Genomic DNA, 19,157 nt, shown 5'->3' on the forward strand with positions numbered 1-19,157 from the left:
AAGTACGGACTACCCGACATATTACAAAGGAATCAATTCTGGGTAATATTGCAACAGTTGATCGCTACTAAGTTCATCGCCCAACTGTGCCGGTGAGAAATGTACTTGGATTGCCTTTAATTTATGTTTATAGTGCAAATTTATCAATGCTTTCAATCCTTCCTTGAGCGCCTGAACGTTAGAAAGATCGGTTTCCAAATCTGGTACTTCTCCTTCATAAGCTACTGTAATCATCACAATGACGTTGCGGGTAACAGGTATGGATAAAGGTTCATTCGATCCATTGGAAGCGTAATCTGGTTCGCTAAGATATCTTTCAGCAGAGTCAGTAAATAATTCATTTACGTAATCTCCCGCTTCGCCCTCATTAAAAAATACGTCACCTTCGTTAGCAGCAGAAAGCCAATATTCATCGTATTGCAGCAGGGTTTGGCTGATTTCTACCAATCCTTCTCCTAAAACTTCTAAATCGCCATCGGCATCGATCGCATCTCGTCCAGCACTATTTAATACTCCCAAAATTGGCGCTACTTCACCTCCCCCTAAGTGCAGAAATAGACGAAACACTACATAGCGAGTTCGACCGATCATTTTATTAAAAATATTGCTCATTTTTTCCTCCAAAATTTTTGTTTTTTGTCATTTGTCATTGGTCACTTGTACTGAGCGTTCGCGTAGCGTCTCGAAGAGAAGCCGAAGTATTGGTCATTTGTCATTAGTTCAATCCCCAATGTCTCATAACTAATGATTAATATAATGAAATCCTTTAACAAAATCTATAATAATATCTAATGAAGGTAATATATTTTTTGTTGAATCACTGGATATATCATAAGCTGAAGCATTAAGAGCAGAGCGATTAATAAATCTTTTTCCAAAGTTGGGATGATCGTAAACAATCAAAGTGTGGGCACTGGAATTCGTTAAAACTATTTGGGCTGGGGCTTTACAAAAATTTAGTTTTGCGGCAACTTCGATATTTTTTTTCATCTGTTTAATTGTTGTAGCCTGATTCATAGCTTGTTCAAAAAGAGTATTTAATTGTTTGACTATCTGAGGCGATTTTAAGTTTTGGTTTGCAACAACTTTATTGTTAATTATTTCCACTATACTGGAAATATTTTTTTGGGTAGATGCCGCATCTAGAAAGGGAAGAATGACAATGTAAGCAGTGGGAAATAATGCTTCGTCGCTATCTACATGAAAGGTAAAAATAGTTCGGCGACGGCCACTTTCAATGCTTGGAGGTTGTTTCAGCCCTCGATATTTTTGAGCAATTTGGTAGTAAGCACCAGCGATCGCAAAATTGGCTTCATGTTCTAGAGCTGCATCAACAATAATCCGAATTGTTGGCGGTGTTTCGTTAAAAAAATCTCGTGACTCTTCAGAATGGAAATTTTGGACAATGGAGCGATCGCCATTTGGGCTAAGATCGACCCATTCACAAACTATGCCTTCGGTTTTTAAACCAAATCTGGAAGTGGCATAAAGCTTGGCTCCCGTTAAAGTTGCTCCTGTTAAGTCAGCACCGATCCATTCTGCTCTAATTAATTTTGCCTGAGTTAAATTAGCGTGGACTAAACTTGTATTTGTTAAATTGGCATTGCTTAAATCTGCGCCAATTAAATCAGCCCCGCTCAATTTTGCGCCGCTTAAATCTGCCCACCGGAGATTTGCGCTGCTCAAATCTGCCCACCGGAGATTTGCACCACTCAAATCAGCCCCGCTCAAGTTAGCATGGCTGAGATTGGCTTGTCTGAGTTCGGCATCTCGCAAATTTGCACCGCTCAAGTCAGAACGACTCAGGTCACTGGCGTTTAAGTTAGCTATCTCCAAGTTGGCTCCAGTTAAAGAAGCACCTCTCAAGATCGCCTCACTTAAGTTAGCGTGACGGAGATTCGCTTGGCGCAGTGTCGCTTCTCGCAAATCAGCACTGGTGAGATCGGCCTCCAACAAATCAGCGCGACTGAGGTCAGCGCGAACTAACTCGGTGCGGATTAATGAGGCTCCTCTAAGTTGAGCGCGACTTAGATCGGCTCGAATCAAATTAGCAACGTTGAGACTGGCGTTATTAAGGATGGCGCTGCATAGATTTGCACCACTGAGTCTGGCTACATTCAGCTTGACATTGCTCAAATTAGCTTCACTCAGATTCGCGCCACTCAGGTTGACTATACTCAAATTAGCATCGCTCAGATTTACGCCACTGAGTTTTACTCCACTCAGATTAGCTTCTGGGAGGTCAACACCATTAAAGTTTAAGACTCCTGCTGCGTATTGTTCCAGTAATTCCTCTACAGTCATCGATGCTACCCCTTGGATGCCAACTTTAATAGTTGGTAAAGTCATAAAAAACGGAATGTCAAAATCAAAAATGAATATTGGAATTTTAGGATTGGGACTGATAGGCGGATCTTTAGGTTTTGATTTGCGATCGCAAGGACATCATATCTTAGGAGTTAGTCGCCGTGAAGCAACCTGTCAAAAGGCAGTTACCTTGGGCAGTGTTGATGAAGCATCAGTCGATCTGAGCCTATTAGCCGCCGCAGAAGTTGTATTTATTTGTACACCTCTAGCGCTTATTGTGCCCCAATTTGAACAGTTAATCGCTCATTTGTCTACGGCTACAGTCGTCACTGATGTCGGTTCGGCAAAAGCACAGATAGTTAAGGATATTACTCCCCTTTGGGATAATTTTATCGGCGGTCATCCAATGGCAGGCAGAACAGATAGTGGGATAGAAGCTGCACAGCGCGATTTATTTGTTGATAAACCTTATGTCTTAACACCGATAACAACAACTCCAACTAATGCAATTACAGTTGTAGAAGAAATCGTGCGATCGCTCGGAGCTAATATCTATTTTTGTCAACCAGAGCAACACGACCGCGCTGTGAGTTGGATTTCCCATTTACCGGTGATGGTTAGTTCTTCGTTGATTGCTGCTTGTTTGAGCGAAACTGACCCCGATGTTTTGCAATTAGCCCAAAAGTTAGCTAGTTCGGGTTTTCGGGATACTAGTCGTGTGGGTGGTGGGAATCCAGAATTGGGCGTGATGATGGCGCGGTATAATCGTCAAGCATTGCTGCGATCGCTGCAACAATATCGTCAAAACCTCGATGAATTGACTAATTTAATTGAGCAAGAAAATTGGGCAGTTTTAGAGGAAAAGTTCAAATCAAGGCAACAGGCACGACCTGATTTTGTTTAATAGTTGTCGGGTGCGTTCAGCTATCGATAACGTACCCATTTTTTAATTTAAACCTCGTCTACCTTGAAAACCGTAGTTTTGTAGGTTGGGTGCAGCGATAGCGTAACCCAACATAAAATTTGGTGGTAATGTTGGGTTGCGTTTCACTCCACCCAACCTACAAAAGTATATTTTTTAAAAAACTCTAGGTTTCAACATAGATGAGGTTTAGTAAGTTAATTGATAAACAGAATTCAGAATTCAGAATTCAGGAGTCAGAATCAATCAGGAAACTTTAGTTATAAGTTGGTCAGCGATAGCCAAGCTGTCATAGTAGAAAATCTTCATGTATTAGGCATGGTACGCAATCATAAATTGGCGAAATCAATATCTGATGCAGGATGGGGAACATTCACCAACTTTTTAGCCTACAAGCTAGAACGCGGAGGTGGAAAGTTGGTTGAGATTGATAGATGATTCCCCAGTTCTAAGCTTTGCTCTAATTGTTTCTATCAAATCGGTGAGATATTATTGGATGTCCGTGAATGGACTTGTCCTCATTGCAAAACTCATCACGATCGTGATGCGAACGCAGCCGTAAATATTAGAGCAGAGGGTATCAGAATGCTTGCCCTGAGCGCAGCCGAAGGGATAAAGGCGGAAGGTTCAGCCGTCTCTGCTGTAGAAGGGGAGGTAAGACCAAAATTAGGGCGAAAGTCCAAGTTGCGGCACTCCCCCGTGATTACAGAAGCCAACACTGTACTTGGTACTCCAAGTCAGTGTGAGTAGTTCACAAATGCTACTCAACAGTCTGATAGTCACCAAACCGATGTACCATACAGATAAATTTACAAAAATCAACAATGGTAGAACGTCCAATCAAGAAATCGGAACGTCAGGCTCAAGCAAACACTGACAGCAATTCCGAAAATTCGGATTCTGTAACTCCGATTGAATCCAACCCCAAAAGCTCAAAACCGAGCCGCGAACGCTCATCTGACAAAGGGAAAAAAGCATCATCTAGGGATGAAAGCAGACCACCGGTAAATCCGGCACTAGCGCGTGGCCCAAAACCGGTTAAACCTCCAACCCCCAAAGTTAAAACAGAAGAACTTGAAACCGAATCAGAATCTATCTCTGAGGAGTCTCAAGACTAAAATTACAAGTGTTGTTGTGTGTGATGTGGGAGGCTATAAGCATATTAAAGATTGAGATTTCTGACTCCGAAGGCAGCGATCGCGCCCCCCATCACCATTAGATTATTTTTAGCGATCGCGTCTCTCATAGAGTTCCTGTATGTCAAATGCGCGAATGGGTAGGTGTACAAATTTCACACCCCCAAAAAATTGCTTCTATCTCAATACCAGTAAGCATTTCACCCCACTCATCACCCAATTATCATCCGCGCAATCTCTGAAATGCTTACAAAAACTAGGATGTCAGCCTTTAACTTTTCCCGGCACTCTTCCCAAAGGAATTCTCTAATGCTATGATTGCTCCAGAATCGCGCAACCGCACCTTGAAAACTAAATATAGCTTGGCTTTCAGGCTCCCGCATTGCAATTCATCAAAATCCCTATTAGGGATTGAAACATCGGCTGAACTACAATGGTTCCGGCGATCGTTACCATTGCAATTCATCAAAATCCCTATTAGGGATTGAAACAGGTAGTCCACCGGATACTAACCCATCACCCCCGTTGCAATTCATCAAAATCCCTATTAGGGATTGAAACGCCCTAACATCCACAGATGGCTGACCTTTTTCTTTTGCAATTCATCAAAATCCCTATTAGGGATTGAAACCTGCTGCTGCTAGTACCGTTGGTCAGACTGTACAAGTTGCAATTCATCAAAATCCCTATTAGGGATTGAAACCGGTGGAACCTATAACTACTCGCACCTCACCAGCGTTCACATTGCAATTCATCAAAATCCCTATTAGGGATTGAAACCAAACTCTTTCTTACCTATTATGAAGCTTGAAAAATTGCAATTCATCAAAATCCCTATTAGGGAAGCTGAAATCCCATATAGGTTTTAGCATTAGCGCTAATGCTAAAACCCTCTTCCCTCCTGCCTCCTGCCTCATCCCAACGACAAATACTTACACGCATCTACTTATTACTGTTCTTTGCCTTTTTCTTGAAGGAGCGATCGCCAATCTTCAATCGCCTTCTCCGTCCACAGCCAATTTTTAGCTAATTTATCTACCTGGAAATTTTCTCGATCGGACTTGAGAACCGTTTGCCGCAATTTGATCGCTTCATTCAAATATTGCGTCTGCTTACCATTAGATTGACTAAGTGCAGATTTATACAATCCAAGAGCTAAACCAGCATAAGAAGTTAAAGCATCTTGAGGAACTGCTGTGTTTTGGGATGTTGATTTTGTGTTCTGTTCTTTGAGAGCTAAATTCAAAGCCTTGAACCAAGAATCATTGGCGCGATTCAGATTGCCTTCTGTGTAGTAGGCAAATCCCAAAGCGTTATTATACAAAAGCGATTCGGGTTTAGCTTTGGCAGCAGTTTCCCAATAACGACGGGCATCATCGACGCTATAGTTATTGTCTCCAGTTTGGATAGACTGCCACGCCAATCGTCCTTTGTAAAAATTCACAGATGGATCGTCAGCTTGTTTACTGGGAATTAGTTTTAAGGAAGTTCCAGCCGCAGCCAGTGCGCCCCGATTCAGGAGTTCTTCTACAGCCAATAACCCACCTTGCAAGTCACCCTGACTCAATTTTTCCGTAGCAGTAGCGGTGACAATTCCAGTTGCTTCTATTCCTAAATCGATGTTCGGCTGCTTTTGAATCGGTCGAGAATCAGGTAGAGACTGGGTGGGAATTTCTGGTATTTTAGGCAATGCTTGGGGGCGATTTTGCCACCAATTTAAACCGATCGCAGCGGCGATCGCACTAATCCCCACAACACCCACAATCGGCCAGAGTTTGCGGCGACGAGTACGATTTCTTGGCGGGGGTGGTTGCGATTGCGAAAAATTAGAATTTTGCCAATTTTCTTCAAGGTTTCCCGGAGTTGCAGGTGGCGGTGGGGGAACTTCTCCCCACAAATCTGCTGACTCTTCTGAAGAAGTCATTTCCTCTGAAATCTGGCTTTGGTGAAGACTATTTTCGCGAATTTGTCGATCCGGTTCAGTTGTAGGTTTTTGGTTATCTAACTGACGAAATAAATCCGAAACGATCGCAGAATCTTCTTCATAGCTTGGGTCATCATACTCAATTTCATCAACCAGATCGCCCCAAGTCTCTTCACCCAGCCAGTCCAACCCAGAATCCCGCGTTAAACCACTAGGAATCATATCTTCTATTCCTAAAGGCATCTCGCTATCATCAGGCATACCAGGGTACATCATGGAAGTTACCCCTAAAGGCGAACTATACTGATTCAGCGAATCTGTACTTGTAGATACCTCAGTTTCCTGACTTAAAAAACCGTCAAATTCTGGCTGGAGATATAAAATCGGTAATGCCCAGTACATCTGGTGAGAACCATAAGCCGAAATTAATCCTTGGCGCACCCGACTTACACACAAATCTACTGGATATCCCTGACTTAAATTGCGATAAAACAATTGTGTAAGCGTCAACGCCACTTCATCAGGAATCCGTTCTGACATCGCCAAAACGCTTCTAATTCCCCGCTTCACCAGACTTTCTGCTAAGTTTCGTTCGCCAGTATCTCCAGAGGGATTGGACGCTGCTGTGTATGCCCCCAAGCAGGAATTAAACACTGCCATTTGGATATTATTGTTGACGAGCAAACCTGCCAAATCGTCCCCAGTTAAGATTTCTGTTAAGCCAGTTCTGCGACTAACAAGATAAATTTCTCCGCCATTTGCGCCTAAGTTACTATGACCAGAGTAATGGAGAACGTGGTATCTACCTTGTTCTAGGGCTTGCGTCAGTTCTTCCCGTCCTGGTTGGTCTAAGACAGTGAGTTCAATTTCTGGGAAACGATTGCGACTTTCACCAGGTCGTGACGTTTGACGGTGAAGTTCCGCTTGCAGTTTAATAGCTTCTTGTTTCTGTAAGTCAAGACGGACTTGATCTGAGGGAGAAGCAATTACCATCAAGACTCTGACACCACCTTGTTCTGGTGGTGTGGGCATATTTTGCGACCGCAAAGGAGAAGCCCCCAAAATTCCACTTTGGAAGCGAGAAAAAGCCACATAAGGCCCAGTAGCCAAAGGGCGATCGCCTGCGTGCATCACTTCCCAAGGCAAACGAGCTAATCTAGTGTCTTTTAGCCCCAAGCGTAAGCGTAGTACTTGTTGATGGTTTTGGGCAATACCTTGGGCAGTAATCCAACTATCTCTGAGAGTGCCTTGAAATAGGGCGTTATAAAATTGTTGACCCAATGCCACCAAATTCACAGAGTTTCTGGCGATATCGCTTTCATGTCCGCCAGAGGTAAATGGATCTCCTTGCAACACTGAATTCAACGGGTCATTCATCAAATGCCCAGCAGCCATCAACCAATCAGCTATAGGCCAAGTCACCAATTCTTCTGCCAATGGTACCCCAGGCGCGACTTGTTCCGTCCGCACCAAGTAGTCATTTTGCCCTACTGGGGTTACGGAAATATGGAATTCCTGGGTCACAACTTCTCCTGTCCGCCTCCTAAATCTGGTTTGAAACGCGAAAGTTTCAAGTCGATTTTTCGCTTTCTCTGATAATTTAGATGCATCCTGCCCCTGAATGTTTCTGATTCGGTGTCGTTTTGGTTTTTCTGCCTTTACAACTTTATCCGGATCGGATTACCTGGGTCTAGAACACTTAATTGGTAGATGCACCTTGATCTTCAACTCCCCTAGTTGGCTAACACCCACTGGGGGTTTTTTTATTTTTGGCAAACAACAGCAACTTCTGACGCAGATATTCTCTACCAGAAAATAGTGCTTAATCCTAGAATACTTGATTAATAGATGGATGTCCCTCGATCTTTAACTCCCCTAATTGAGTTAATATCCACTTTGGTTTTTTTAACACACGATAACAATCAATTTTCTCATAAATTTATCCGGAGCATGGTGGTTAAACCTAGAACATTTAAGTGGTAGATGCACCCTGATAACTAGCTCCCCTGGTTGGCTAACGCCCACTGGGGGGTTTTTTTATGAAAATTCAGTCCTATTGATTAACCCTGAAACACCCATTTTGTAAAGCAGCGCACCGATCGTTTAATTGGTAGGTCTGTCCTGATAACTAACCCTTTTGAGGTTTCTCTTCCATCGACAAACAGTAACAACTTCAACCTCTGCTAATTTATCCGGTAGCGACCCATTTATTTTAGAAAAGATTATTGGTAGATTCACCCTGATAACTTACTCCCCTGGTTGGTTAACACCCACTGGGGGTTTTTTCTAGTTGCGTTCCCAATAGCGATCGCAAATGCCTCTGGTAGAAAAATATTACCGAGTCTTTTCCTCTCAGAGATGCTACGCGTAACTTGCTTTTCCATAGAGGTACGAGCTTTACAGCCCATCGTCGTAGACATCGCCTCTGATTTCGTTCATTTTTCCCGGAAGATGCTATCTGCCCCTAGAAAAGATTATTGGTAGATGCACCCTGATAACTCACTCTCCTAGTAGGTTAACACCCACTGGGAGTTTTTTTTATTAAAAAAAAATAACTGACCCTCATAACTCAACTCCCTTGATAGGTTAACACCCACTGGGGATTTTTTCTAGTTGCGTTCCCAATAGCGATCGCAAATGCCTCTGGTAGAAAAATATTACCGAGTCTTTTCCTCTCAGAGATGCTATGCGTAACTTGCTTTTCCATAGAGGTACGAGCTTTACAGCCCATCGTCGTAGACATCGCCTCTGATTTCGTTCATTTTTCCCGGAAGATGCTATCTGCCCCTAGAAAAGATTATTGGTAGATGCACCCTGATAACTCACTCTCCTAGTAGGTTAACACCCACTGGGAGTTTTTTTTATTAAAAAAAAATAACTGACCCTGATAACTCAACTCCCTTGATAGGTTAACACCCACTGGGGATTTTTTCTAGTTGCGTTCCCAATAGCGATCGCAAATGCCTCTGGTAGAAAAATATTACCGAGTCTTTTCCTCTCAGAGATGCTACATGTAGCTTGCTTCTCCATGAGGTACGAACGTTACAGCCCGTTATAGACATCACCATCAACTCTAATTGAGTTCATTTTTCCCGGAAGATGCTGGATGCCCCTAGAAAAGATTATTGGTAGATGCACCCTGATAACTCACTCCCCTAGTAGGTTAACACCCACTGGGGGTTTTTTATTTAAAAAATAACTAACCTTTGTGCAAATTTATCCGGAGTATGGTCTTCAACTTGAGAACACTTAATTGGTAGATGCACCCTGATAACTAACTCCCCTAGTAGGTTAACACCCACTGGGGGTTTTTTTACCCCAGACGCGTAGCAGTGAGCCATATAACCAGAGTAAATCACTATCACTAGTCTTATTGCTACTGCTGGTAGACCTTGAGTATCCTCCTGTTGCCAGGATAGAGCATAACTTACTCACTCAATCCCTGAATCGCTTTCTTTTTATTGTGAGCTAGAGACGCCACTCCAAAATGATTGCTATGATATTTAATCACATTCTTAATTTTTTTTATATATTTTGACCGATATTCCTTGATGGTACAAGCCCCTAGATTTATCTATAGGGTCAATCCAAAATCCAAAACTTGTACTGAGCTTGTCCTGAGCGTAGTCGTACCCCTCCGGGGAAGCAAGCTACGCGTAGCGTCTCCGACAGGAGAAGGGCGAAGTCGAAGTATCTAAAATCCAAAATTGTCTGACGAGTTCCCTTTTAACTTTCACTATTTGTCTGCCTCAGCACCCACTAACAGACTAAATATCAGGCTACCGTTAACAGCACCCCTGAAGCAATTGAAAACTGCTAGAAGTTCCAATTTTTTAGCTGGTTGGGATTAGACGCTAATTGTGTGGTAAACAGGCGGTCTAAAATTTCTGATTTCTGTTCTGAACTGAAGTTGTCATAAAAATTTTCCAGCTTCTCAACTATTCCGAAATTTCTGAAAGCCTCTAAATTAGAATCTGGTTTTTCAATTAAAGGTTTTTGTCTATTCTGGGAATAACTAAGTATATCTACTGTATGATTATTCCTTCGATGCACAAGCTGCATCAATAAATCTATTGCAACAGTTGGCAGAACGCGGTAGGTAGAAGTCACAAAAAAATCAAAAGTCATATTTCCTAGACGGATGCGATCGCCGTCTTTGAGCTTAATCGGCCTAACAGCGCGATTACCGTTCACAAAGGAGCCATTGGTACTGTTGAAATCAATTAAGTAGAAGCCTTGCTGGTCAATATGCTGAATAGCAGCGTGGCGACGAGACAGATGATTGTCAGCAATGCAAATACCACTAGTGCGATTACGACCTATCGTCCAGATTTGTTGTGGCTGTCGTAAACTCTGAGTCTCATTATCGCCCAAGTTAGTCATCAGATAAACAGCAACACTATCCACTACACCATGTACGTAACCTGTCGTCTTGACTCTCCTCAACGACGGTTGAGATAGGTTTTCTAGCTGAAGAATTTCATCTAGAAGGCTGCTGTGGTGTTCGTACAACTTGAGGAATACTTGATATAAAGTTAATCGCCGTTCTATTTCCGTTTGTGCAAAGTCAGTCATTATACGTGAACCTTATACTACCTGATTTCGCGTGTAATATATATTTCCAGCCGACAATCAGGAATAATTGATTTTTTGCTTTTTGCTGCCATCTGAAAAATTTAGTGGTTTAGAAACATGCTATTTTACAAATTTTAGGTATGAGATTCTCTGTTATTTATAGCCATCAAAAGCATGTAAATACCTTTATAAAATTATTATGATGCTTTATGGTTTATTGTAAATAATCATTTGTTATTTGTAACAGATAAAAATCATAAAGATTTCATGAAGAATTGACAACCATCTACGTATTTTTGCTAGATAGTCGGATATTTCTTAATATTCGTGAGAGTGATGGCTATGGCTTAACTGAAACATTATACATATTTGGTCAATTTTGAATAAATCTAAGTTTTCTCGAAAAGAATCAGGGCTAATTTTCCCATATATAAGAAAAGTTCAGCATTGTGATTTCGATCGAACAAGTGTTTGAAAATTGTTAATAAAAATGGAGAATTGAAAAGCAGGGAGGTTGAGGCTATTCTGCTAATCGAAAATAATTGATTTCAATAAAAAAGATTTATCCTTCAAGATAATCTAGAACCTAATATCGGAGAATATTCGCATAGAAATACGACGGCAAAACAGACTATTCCCGAGGAATCAGGAAACTCCATTCGTCTAAAGATTGGGGTAGTTCACACTTTCAAATCACAACAGGCCTCGTTTGCCATTGGGACGCACGGTCATCCAATTTGTTTTTGCTAGTGCTAGCTGCTCATCAGAAATTTTGGCACTGGTGAGATTAGCACCACACAGATTAGCTCCTCGGAGGTTCGCATTGCTGAGATAAGCATTGCTAAGGTCTGCGCCTCGCAGGTCTGCTCCTTCTAAATCAGCATGGTTAAAGTATGCTTTGCTCAAATTAGCATCTTTAAGATTTGCTCGAGTCAGACTGGCTCTGCCAAAGTCACTATTGTGAAGATTAGCTCCCTGAAGATTGGTTTTTTGCAATTGAGCAGAATGGAAATTTGTTTGAGATAAATCAGCACCTTGCAGATTTAGCAAATTTAAATTGTGTAAGGCAAAATCTCGTCTTCCCTTCAGATAAGCTGTCAATAAAGCTTGGGTATCTAACTTTCGCCCAACTTTAGAATTTTGACTTTGTGAACCATTGCTGTTGCTACTGAAAGTCGTTGATTTGGCCATCCCAGAACCCTGGTGTAATCCCGCAGCTTCCGCTGCCTTGGCTCGTCTAGCACGAATCGCTGCCGCTACCTGTGCCACTCCAGTGTTGGTACCAGCAGGATTGTTACATAAAACAGCAGAATTTTCCAGGTGGTTATGTGTTCGCTCTTTAGATCGATTATCAGATTTAGTCAGCAAACCCTTTGCTAAACTATCTAAGTATGGTTCTATTTCCAATGCTCTGAGAACTTCTGCCGCTGACTGATAGCGATTACGTACAGACACCTCTAACATTTTTCGCAACACATTGCCCAAGTGATCGCTCACTTGCACAAGCTGCTCCCACATCATCTCGCCAGTGTTGGGATTGTAATCTAAATCTTTAGGAGTTTTGCTAGTCAGTAAATAAATGCATGTCACACCTAGTGCATAAATATCACTGGCGTAGACTGGACGCATAGCCATTTGCTCTGGAGGTGCAAAACCAGGAGTACCAATAGCATATGCAGTTAATGCTGTCTGTCCTGATGGGCCTGCCGCACTTTGGCTAATTTGGTTTTTGACGGCACCAAAATCGATGAGTACCATTCTGGCATCTTGAGTGCGGCGGATTAAGTTGGCTGGCTTGATATCACGGTGAATCACCTTTTGCTCGTGGATGTATTGCAACAGTGGCAAAATCTCGCTCAAAAATTGCTTAACTCCAGTTTCGCTCAAGATGCCGTTAAGTTTGACCTCCTCTTGCAAGGTGTCACCACTGATATATTCTTGAACTAAGTAGAATTGCTCGCGATCTTCAAAATAGTCTAACAATCTTGGTACTTGGGGATGATTGCCAATCTTACCTAAAGTTTTAGCTTCTCGTTCAAAGAGTTCTCTGGCCATCTGTAAAACGTATGGAGCGCTTCCTGATGGACGTAATTGTTTGATTACGCAACTCGGTTCTCCTGGTAAGCCTCGATCGTTGGCTAGGAAGGTCGCTCCAAAGCCACCCTGACCTAATGGTTTGATCGTCTGATAGCGATCGCGCAACAGTAGTTGCGAGCCACAAGACTGACACCTTTGGCTATATACCAAATTTTCTGGATTGGAACAGGTAGGATTTAAGCAGTAGCTCATGCACTCTCAACTCGCTGCACGAATAATCACGGGGAGTGTTATACTCTCTTCCAATTATTTAGACATTAATCAACTCTTGCCAGGTAATTTTTGCTGGAAATCCTTTGAAGAGTTCCTAAAGTTTAACTGAGATTACCTAAAGCGATCGCTAAACAAGATTATTTATTATACTTACATTGGTAAAGACTGTGTATGCTACTTTCTACCAATTCCTAATTCCTAATCACGCTTTCTCAAGGCTTGTGGCGTGCATCGTGCTGTTATTCCATTCAGAAAATCAGCTTTAATCTGGTTTTTTGTATGGGAGAACTGGTATTAAAAGGTATTGGAGGGCAGTGCCCAACGCCAGTTACTAATTTGGGGAAACCCCAGACGCTCGCCGACTCGCTTGCCGCCGACGCTATCGCTTTTAGCGTCTCCCCTTCCTCCCAAAGGGAGAAGACCGCACTGGCTACTCTACAGAAATTCGCTGTAGAATTTTGGATGCCCAAATTTGGAGGCAATTTAGAATTATCTCCATTAGTCATTAAGAGATTATTAGCTAGCTTTCATATTCACACTAGTCAGTTGTTCGATAAGTGCAAAAACATCACTGCGGCTGAGTTTCTCTTTACCATTAGCAAGGGCGTCAAGAGTGCCGTTTGCCAGGGTGAAGGGGATTTGACAAAAATCTAAGGCTGGCCCGGTAGGAAGGTCTTTGATATAAGCTTCGGCCAAACCTAGATTGCGTCGGGCATACTCTTGCATATTTTCTGCACTCCAACCTTCTGGGAAGAATTCTACCCCACGCTTCAAATCTTCAGTGTGGTTACGCAAGATATTGACTGCTTGTAAACCCCGCCCAAAACCAATCGCCTGGGTACGGTTTGTTTGTGTTCCATCGTACCAAGTCCACAAGTCAGAAAGTAATAGTCCCACTGCACCTGCAACTCCAAAGGTATAACGATCTAAATCAGATTCTGTATAAATTTTCCAGTTTTTTTCTGACCAATAAGCCATCCGGTCAGCCATTGCAGCAGTGGCATCCCAAATTCGAGGTGCAATGGTGTCTGGTGCTAGCAGTGACCATTCTCTAATCCTCAAAGTGACTTCTTCTAATGAATTCTCATACCCACTAAATCCTGCAAAGAAAGCATCTACCGCAAAGCCATCAACTCCTGCCTGTAATGTCAAGCTAATGGTTCTTAACAGCTTTGCTTTAGTAGCGTTATCTAGTTCGGGATGATCTTCAATTTCATCAATGGCACGCATACACAAATATGCTGATGCTACTGCTTCTTGCAATCCTGGCGGTAAAAGACTAATTGGAATATAAAAAGTTCGGCTAGTTTCTTTGAGGATTTGCAATGCATCTCTACGTAAATTCATGTTTTCACTCCCCACTTGATTTTTGCACCACATGAAGTTTGCAGTTTTTTGATGATACTGGATATAGTTTTGACTAAACTTTAAAAACTATAGACTATAAGATACGCTAGTATTTCATCTAAAAATTGATAGTTTTTGGTATTGCAATTAACAAAACTCTCAAATTTATCAAAGTCTAGTCTAGTATAGAGGTTTTTGGGTGCAAAAGTGTTTGAAGTGTCGTTTGATATAGCTTTCATAAACTTTTAGCATACATATAAAGAATTATGGTAATATTTGGTTGGATATGACGAAATTGTTCTATAAGCAAACATCCATTTTAGCGATTTGAAAGTGCTTGAAGTCTGCGTTAATCTGACTAACAAAATGTAATTCTTGTATATATAAAGACAATTCAGGAAAAGCTGACAACGGATAACAGCATTTGTACATACCTTTGGATGGGTACAATGGTTTACCGAAGATTTAGGGTCAGTTAAATTGGACAACATATAAGGCTGCAATGCCTGAGTTGGACTAAGCCTAATCGATTGGAGTCAGAACCGTCTTGCTGTTTAAAGTGACATAAAGTGACCAAAACTTAGAACAAGAAGTTCCCGTATATTTACGAGATTGGCAAAAGTCGGGAAAATTCCATACCTTTTCCCGACTTTTGCAAGAAGTGGGAATGAGAGGACACCTCCCCATCTGCTCTTAGGAAGGGGAGATGCCGTAGGCATTGGGGTTCTTTCGCGTATTCATCAAGAATCGGTGTTATAGTCTAGATTATGTTTACAAACAAACCGAACAGTTTGTAAAAAATTAAAAAAATATAGAAGTATTCCTAATTATTAAATTTTCTGAATCTCTTGTTGATACTGTAAATATTTTTTATGTAATTCCTCTGGAATGGGAATAAGACGATTATTTTGCAAACTGACAAAACCACCCTTCTGACTAGCCACTGCTGCTAACTCATTGTTAGATAAAATTTCAGCTTGCACAGTCCACTTTAAGCGTCCTAAACCACTCAGCCATAAACGTCCAATCACTCGATCGATAATCTTTATTGGACGTTTATATTCAATTTCAGTCCCAGCTAGAATTGGTGTATATCCTAGCTCAATTTGTTGATTGAGTTGCCAATGTTCATCTAAAAACTTTAGACGTAAATCCTCTAGCCATCTGATATACACGATATTACTCACAATTCCCATAAAATCAATGTCGTATGTTTTGACAGGAATTGCTAATACTACTTCTAATGGTCTGTGTAAGTTGTTATTTACTAGCATTATTTCTCTTGATATTTTTTAATACTGCTTGGTCTGTTCAATTAAAGAGAAGTTTTTAAGTATTGATTCAAGTGATTAATTACCCTATGGATATGAATTGAATCTCCATAAAGCTTGCTGATCATTATGCCTCCTTCCAGTGTTGCGATTATGATGGTAGCGATTTCATCAGCACTCACTTCCGGGCGAATTTCACCCTTTTTAATTCCTTTTTCAATAATTCGACAAATTAGATGTAGCCAAGAGTTCATCGCTTGTTGAGCACGTTGTCGCAACGCCGGATGAGCATCATCACTTTCCACAGCAGTATTCAGCAGTGGACACCCGCCTTTGATTGGTGGATTTTCTGCGAAGCTACTAAACACCCCAATGATTGCTTGCAGACGTTCTACTGCGTGGTGTTTGCTTCGTAATGCAAATCTAGTATGCTGCTTAATGCGAGCGATCGCAAAATCAAAAGCCTGTAGTGCGAGATCGTCTTTGCTTTGGAAGTGATTGTAAATTCCTCCTTTCTGCAATCCAGTTACACGCATAATGTCTGACATCGATGAACCTGCATACCCCTGTTGATTAAACAGTTCGGCTGCTTGCTCAAGAATTCTAGTTTTTGTTTCTTCGCCTTTGGACATTACAGCGATTTTGATAGTAGGGAGTGAGGAGTTTATTGAATTGAAAATTGCTGTAAATAAAATATTACCGACCGAATGGTTTGATTTAAACTATCATGATAGTTGCTTGTAAGTCAAGATTTTTTCAACACTGAGTAAAGAACTAGGCATTAGACCTGCCTTGAAAATAAGGCAGGAGGCAGTGTTTCGACTCCCAACTCTTGGAAAGGCTGCACAACTCTTGGAGACGCTCTTGCTAGCTTGCTTCCACGAAGTGGTACGACTACGCTCTGTTACTACGCCAACGACTACCAAGAGGGCTAGTCGCTCAACAACCAGGCAGTTCTTGCTGGAGGAAAAGTTTGCCAATGCAGACTTCACCTGGTTATAGACGCCGTTAGTTTTGATGCTACCCCACCATAATTAATCAGGATTTTGGCGCGATCGGGAATTTCAGCAGCAATGTTGGCGATTTGACCTTTGCCAAACAGGATTTTGACTGGATTGCAAAAAACAAAGTTTTCCATGAGTCATTAAACTAGGGAATCGAAATTGACCTTGAGTATTGTAATCACTTTCAGGATATTGCCTAATTGCAGCATAAATGCGATATATCGCGTCTCTACAAAGTTTGATATTATCCCTATGCTTACTAACTTGTAGGTAAATTTTTGAGCAACCAGTCCGTAGGGAGTTTGACTGACTGCGGTGTATTATCCAGATAATTGAGCAATATACAACGCGAATACGCTAGACGTTTAATCATACTTCCGAGTAAAATACGGTAAGTGCATCGCCTTACGTGGTTTTATATGTAAAACTGTAGAAAAACCTAGTTAGAAGTTGAGTTTCGCAGAGCGACTGACCAATAAGCAGTTATCAAATTCTGTTTGAGCTAAATGCCAGTTGTCATGCTTACAAAAACTTCCAGACAGGTTTTAAGTTGTCCAGGAATCATTGAGAAACACAATAACTTGTCATAACTAGCTCTGTCTACCACTGGGCTATAGTTTGGCTGAGTTGCTGCTCTCTAACTGCTCGTAATTAAGTCAGTGAACAGTTATCAAGGCTTCGTTTGGGGATCTAATCAACCCTTACCGACGCTGCTCACTTATAGAAGTGGGAGATTCAACAGGACTTTGATAACTGATAACTAATTGTTGAAACCCCTGAAGAGTATGCACTATTTATTACTACCGTTCTTAAGCTTTTTTGTTGGTATCATCGTTGGTTTGACGGGTATTGGTGGAGCGTCTCTCATCACCCCAATGTTAATTTTTATTTTTCAGGTTCCGCCTTCTATCGCTGTGAGTTCTGATGTTGTGGCCGCCACCTTAATGAAAATTGTTGGTAGCGTCAAGCATTGGGAACAGAAAACCCTCGACACAGAAGTTGTCAAATGGCTGACCTTTGGAAGTGTTCCAGGCTCATTGTTCGGAGTAGGGATTTTGCACTTCATTAAACATACAGGTGAGTATAGCCTGGATAATATCTTGCTCCGTTTGCTTGGCGGGATGATTTTGCTAGTCACATTGTTAGCACTAGTGCAATTGTTGTTATTGACTTTTTTCCCCAAATTTAATTTACCCGAACTGCCAAAGTTAGACTTAGAAACTAACTTTGGTCGATTTATGACAGTTACTTTAGGAGCAATTTTAGGCTGTCTGGTGGGTCTAACTAGCGTCTCCTCAGGTTCGATGTTTGCCCTAGTACTGATTGGGTTTTTCCGCCTTGACGCCCGGAAGTTAGTGGGTACAGATATTTCACACGCAGCGATTTTACTGCTGTTTACAGCCCTTGGTCATCTCAGCCTGGGAACAGTTGATTGGAGTTTGGTACTGCCTATATGGTTAGGCTCTGTGCCTGGGGTGTTACTAGGTGCTAAAATCTGCCAAGTAGCTCCGCAACGGCCACTACGGTTTATTATTTACGCCATTTTAATGATGGTAAGTTGGAAATTAGTTCATCAAGTGTAACCAACTTGAGATTTTCAATTCCAAATCCAACATCCAACATTGATTAACTTCTTACCCAAAGAGTAGAGTGAATGTACCTCGCTCATACATAATCAACAGACCCAAGCCAATTAACACAAAAGGTACGGCAGCTTTACCGTAGCGACTTAAAATATTAGCAATGGTAGGTTGACGGCTTAAAAAATAAGCGATCGCACACCAAACTCCTACCATGATAAAAAATATACCTAAAATTACTCCCAAACTGGTAAGGTTATGACCAGCGAACAAAGGGATATATATACTAATATTGTCACCACCATTAGCGATCGTTACTGCTGCCACTTTATAGGTTTGGGGGTGCAAAATACTCAAAATAAAAGACAATACCGGGTTAGTAGGTGTAGGCTCTATAAAATCACTACTGACTGTCTGAACTGTTATAGTTTCTTCTTTTCTAGATATCAATTGTTGAATACCAATTGCTATTGGTAGTAGTCCTAACAATCCTATCCATTCTCGCTGTACAACCAATCCACCAAAAAATCCTGGTAAGCTAGCGATGATAATGGCTGTAAAACCCAAATATTGACCGAGTAAGATATGCCGCCGCCGAAAATTAGCATCTACTTGTGAAAAAAATATTAACAAGATAATGATGTCATCTATGTTAGTGGCGATGAAGGCAATTATCCCTTCACTGAAGGCTGTCCCTAGCTGACTCATGCTGGATTTTTAGAATCTACGATTTACCACCATACCAAATTCACTAATTCGTAATTCGTAATTCGTAATTATT

Annotated in this window: 13 protein-coding genes, 2 pseudogenes and 1 CRISPR repeat array; of the genes and pseudogenes, 4 read left to right on the forward strand and 11 right to left on the reverse strand. The window is 41.5% G+C overall.

The window, feature by feature from the left end; genetic code table 11:
• Positions 1-21: 21 nt before the first annotated feature.
• Both NSTC731_RS28510 and NSTC731_RS28515 read right to left on the reverse strand, forming a co-directional pair.
• Positions 22-612: a DUF1517 domain-containing protein gene (locus NSTC731_RS28510; RefSeq protein WP_445627891.1), complete on the reverse strand. Its 591-nt coding sequence runs from the start codon at positions 610-612 to the stop codon at positions 22-24.
• Positions 613-741: 129 nt separating this feature from the next.
• Positions 742-2,304, reverse strand: a complete 1,563-nt coding sequence (locus NSTC731_RS28515) for a pentapeptide repeat-containing protein (protein ID WP_445632189.1) — start codon at positions 2,302-2,304, stop codon at positions 742-744.
• 70 nt (positions 2,305-2,374) lie between these two features.
• Between NSTC731_RS28515 and NSTC731_RS28520 the strand changes: the two genes are divergently transcribed.
• From NSTC731_RS28520 to NSTC731_RS28530, 3 genes and pseudogenes are all read left to right on the forward strand, one after another.
• Positions 2,375-3,211 carry a prephenate/arogenate dehydrogenase gene (locus NSTC731_RS28520; protein ID WP_445632190.1) on the forward strand — a complete coding sequence of 279 codons (837 nt, stop codon included), beginning with the start codon at positions 2,375-2,377 and terminating at the stop codon, positions 3,209-3,211.
• A 273-nt stretch (positions 3,212-3,484) separates the two neighbouring features.
• Positions 3,485-3,979 (forward strand): annotated as a pseudogene (locus tag NSTC731_RS28525) (RNA-guided endonuclease TnpB family protein); the annotation flags it as partial.
• 74 nt (positions 3,980-4,053) lie between these two features.
• Positions 4,054-4,347 carry a hypothetical protein gene (locus tag NSTC731_RS28530; protein ID WP_445627892.1) on the forward strand — a complete coding sequence of 98 codons (294 nt, stop codon included), beginning with the start codon at positions 4,054-4,056 and terminating at the stop codon, positions 4,345-4,347.
• Positions 4,348-4,747: 400 nt separating this feature from the next.
• Positions 4,748-5,216: direct repeats of the CRISPR family, unit length 36 nt; unit sequence TTGCAATTCATCAAAATCCCTATTAGGGATTGAAAC.
• Between the two features lie 98 nt (positions 5,217-5,314).
• On the opposite strand, the gene hetF is transcribed toward NSTC731_RS28530, so the two are convergent.
• From hetF to NSTC731_RS28570, 8 genes and pseudogenes are all read right to left on the reverse strand, one after another.
• On the reverse strand, positions 5,315-7,813 hold the full coding sequence (hetF, locus tag NSTC731_RS28535; protein WP_445627893.1) for a cell division protein HetF: 2,499 nt from the start codon (positions 7,811-7,813) through the stop codon (positions 5,315-5,317).
• 1,045 nt (positions 7,814-8,858) lie between these two features.
• A complete protein-coding gene (locus tag NSTC731_RS28540) occupies positions 8,859-9,032 on the reverse strand; it encodes a hypothetical protein (protein WP_445627894.1) in 174 nt (57 codons plus the stop codon).
• Positions 9,033-10,105: 1,073 nt separating this feature from the next.
• Positions 10,106-10,864: an FHA domain-containing protein gene (locus tag NSTC731_RS28545; protein ID WP_445627895.1), complete on the reverse strand. Its 759-nt coding sequence runs from the start codon at positions 10,862-10,864 to the stop codon at positions 10,106-10,108.
• A gap of 693 nt (positions 10,865-11,557) precedes the next feature.
• Positions 11,558-13,153, reverse strand: coding sequence for a protein kinase domain-containing protein (locus NSTC731_RS28550; protein WP_445627896.1), 1,596 nt, complete (start codon positions 13,151-13,153; stop codon positions 11,558-11,560).
• 537 nt (positions 13,154-13,690) lie between these two features.
• Complete coding sequence (locus NSTC731_RS28555; protein ID WP_445627897.1) at positions 13,691-14,521, reverse strand: squalene/phytoene synthase family protein; 831 nt, start codon at positions 14,519-14,521, stop codon at positions 13,691-13,693.
• An 830-nt stretch (positions 14,522-15,351) separates the two neighbouring features.
• Positions 15,352-15,795: an acyl-CoA thioesterase gene (locus NSTC731_RS28560; RefSeq protein ID WP_445627898.1), complete on the reverse strand. Its 444-nt coding sequence runs from the start codon at positions 15,793-15,795 to the stop codon at positions 15,352-15,354.
• A gap of 41 nt (positions 15,796-15,836) precedes the next feature.
• Positions 15,837-16,424, reverse strand: coding sequence for a TetR family transcriptional regulator C-terminal domain-containing protein (locus NSTC731_RS28565; RefSeq protein WP_445627899.1), 588 nt, complete (start codon positions 16,422-16,424; stop codon positions 15,837-15,839).
• Positions 16,425-16,766: 342 nt separating this feature from the next.
• Positions 16,767-16,930 (reverse strand): annotated as a pseudogene (locus NSTC731_RS28570) (NADH-dependent alcohol dehydrogenase); the annotation flags it as partial.
• Between the two features lie 651 nt (positions 16,931-17,581).
• Here NSTC731_RS28570 and NSTC731_RS28575 point away from each other — a divergent pair.
• Positions 17,582-18,379 (forward strand): sulfite exporter TauE/SafE family protein, encoded by a 798-nt coding sequence (locus NSTC731_RS28575; RefSeq protein ID WP_445627900.1) that lies wholly within the window; start codon positions 17,582-17,584, stop codon positions 18,377-18,379.
• Between the two features lie 51 nt (positions 18,380-18,430).
• Here the strand turns inward: NSTC731_RS28575 and NSTC731_RS28580 are convergent, their stop codons facing one another.
• Complete coding sequence (locus NSTC731_RS28580) at positions 18,431-19,084, reverse strand: cadmium resistance transporter (protein ID WP_445627901.1); 654 nt, start codon at positions 19,082-19,084, stop codon at positions 18,431-18,433.
• Positions 19,085-19,157 lie beyond the last annotated feature (73 nt).

Source organism: Nostoc sp. DSM 114167 (assembly GCF_052692655.1).

Excerpts from the sequence above, each read along its gene's own strand:
- NSTC731_RS28580 (WP_445627901.1), bottom strand. The coding sequence starts at position 19,084 with ATGAGTCAGCTAGGGACAGCCTTCAGTGAAGGGATAATTGCCTTCATC.
- NSTC731_RS28520 (WP_445632190.1), top strand. The coding sequence starts at position 2,375 with ATGAATATTGGAATTTTAGGATTGGGACTGATAGGCGGATCTTTAGGT.
- NSTC731_RS28515 (WP_445632189.1), bottom strand. The coding sequence starts at position 2,304 with ATGACTGTAGAGGAATTACTGGAACAATACGCAGCAGGAGTCTTAAAC.
- NSTC731_RS28510 (WP_445627891.1), bottom strand. The coding sequence starts at position 612 with ATGAGCAATATTTTTAATAAAATGATCGGTCGAACTCGCTATGTAGTG.
- NSTC731_RS28530 (WP_445627892.1), top strand. The coding sequence starts at position 4,054 with ATGGTAGAACGTCCAATCAAGAAATCGGAACGTCAGGCTCAAGCAAAC.
- NSTC731_RS28575 (WP_445627900.1), top strand. The coding sequence starts at position 17,582 with ATGCACTATTTATTACTACCGTTCTTAAGCTTTTTTGTTGGTATCATC.
- NSTC731_RS28555 (WP_445627897.1), bottom strand. The coding sequence starts at position 14,521 with ATGAATTTACGTAGAGATGCATTGCAAATCCTCAAAGAAACTAGCCGA.
- NSTC731_RS28565 (WP_445627899.1), bottom strand. The coding sequence starts at position 16,424 with ATGTCCAAAGGCGAAGAAACAAAAACTAGAATTCTTGAGCAAGCAGCC.
- NSTC731_RS28540 (WP_445627894.1), bottom strand. The coding sequence starts at position 9,032 with ATGTCTACGACGATGGGCTGTAAAGCTCGTACCTCTATGGAAAAGCAA.
- NSTC731_RS28560 (WP_445627898.1), bottom strand. The coding sequence starts at position 15,795 with ATGCTAGTAAATAACAACTTACACAGACCATTAGAAGTAGTATTAGCA.
- NSTC731_RS28545 (WP_445627895.1), bottom strand. The coding sequence starts at position 10,864 with ATGACTGACTTTGCACAAACGGAAATAGAACGGCGATTAACTTTATAT.
- NSTC731_RS28550 (WP_445627896.1), bottom strand. The coding sequence starts at position 13,153 with ATGAGCTACTGCTTAAATCCTACCTGTTCCAATCCAGAAAATTTGGTA.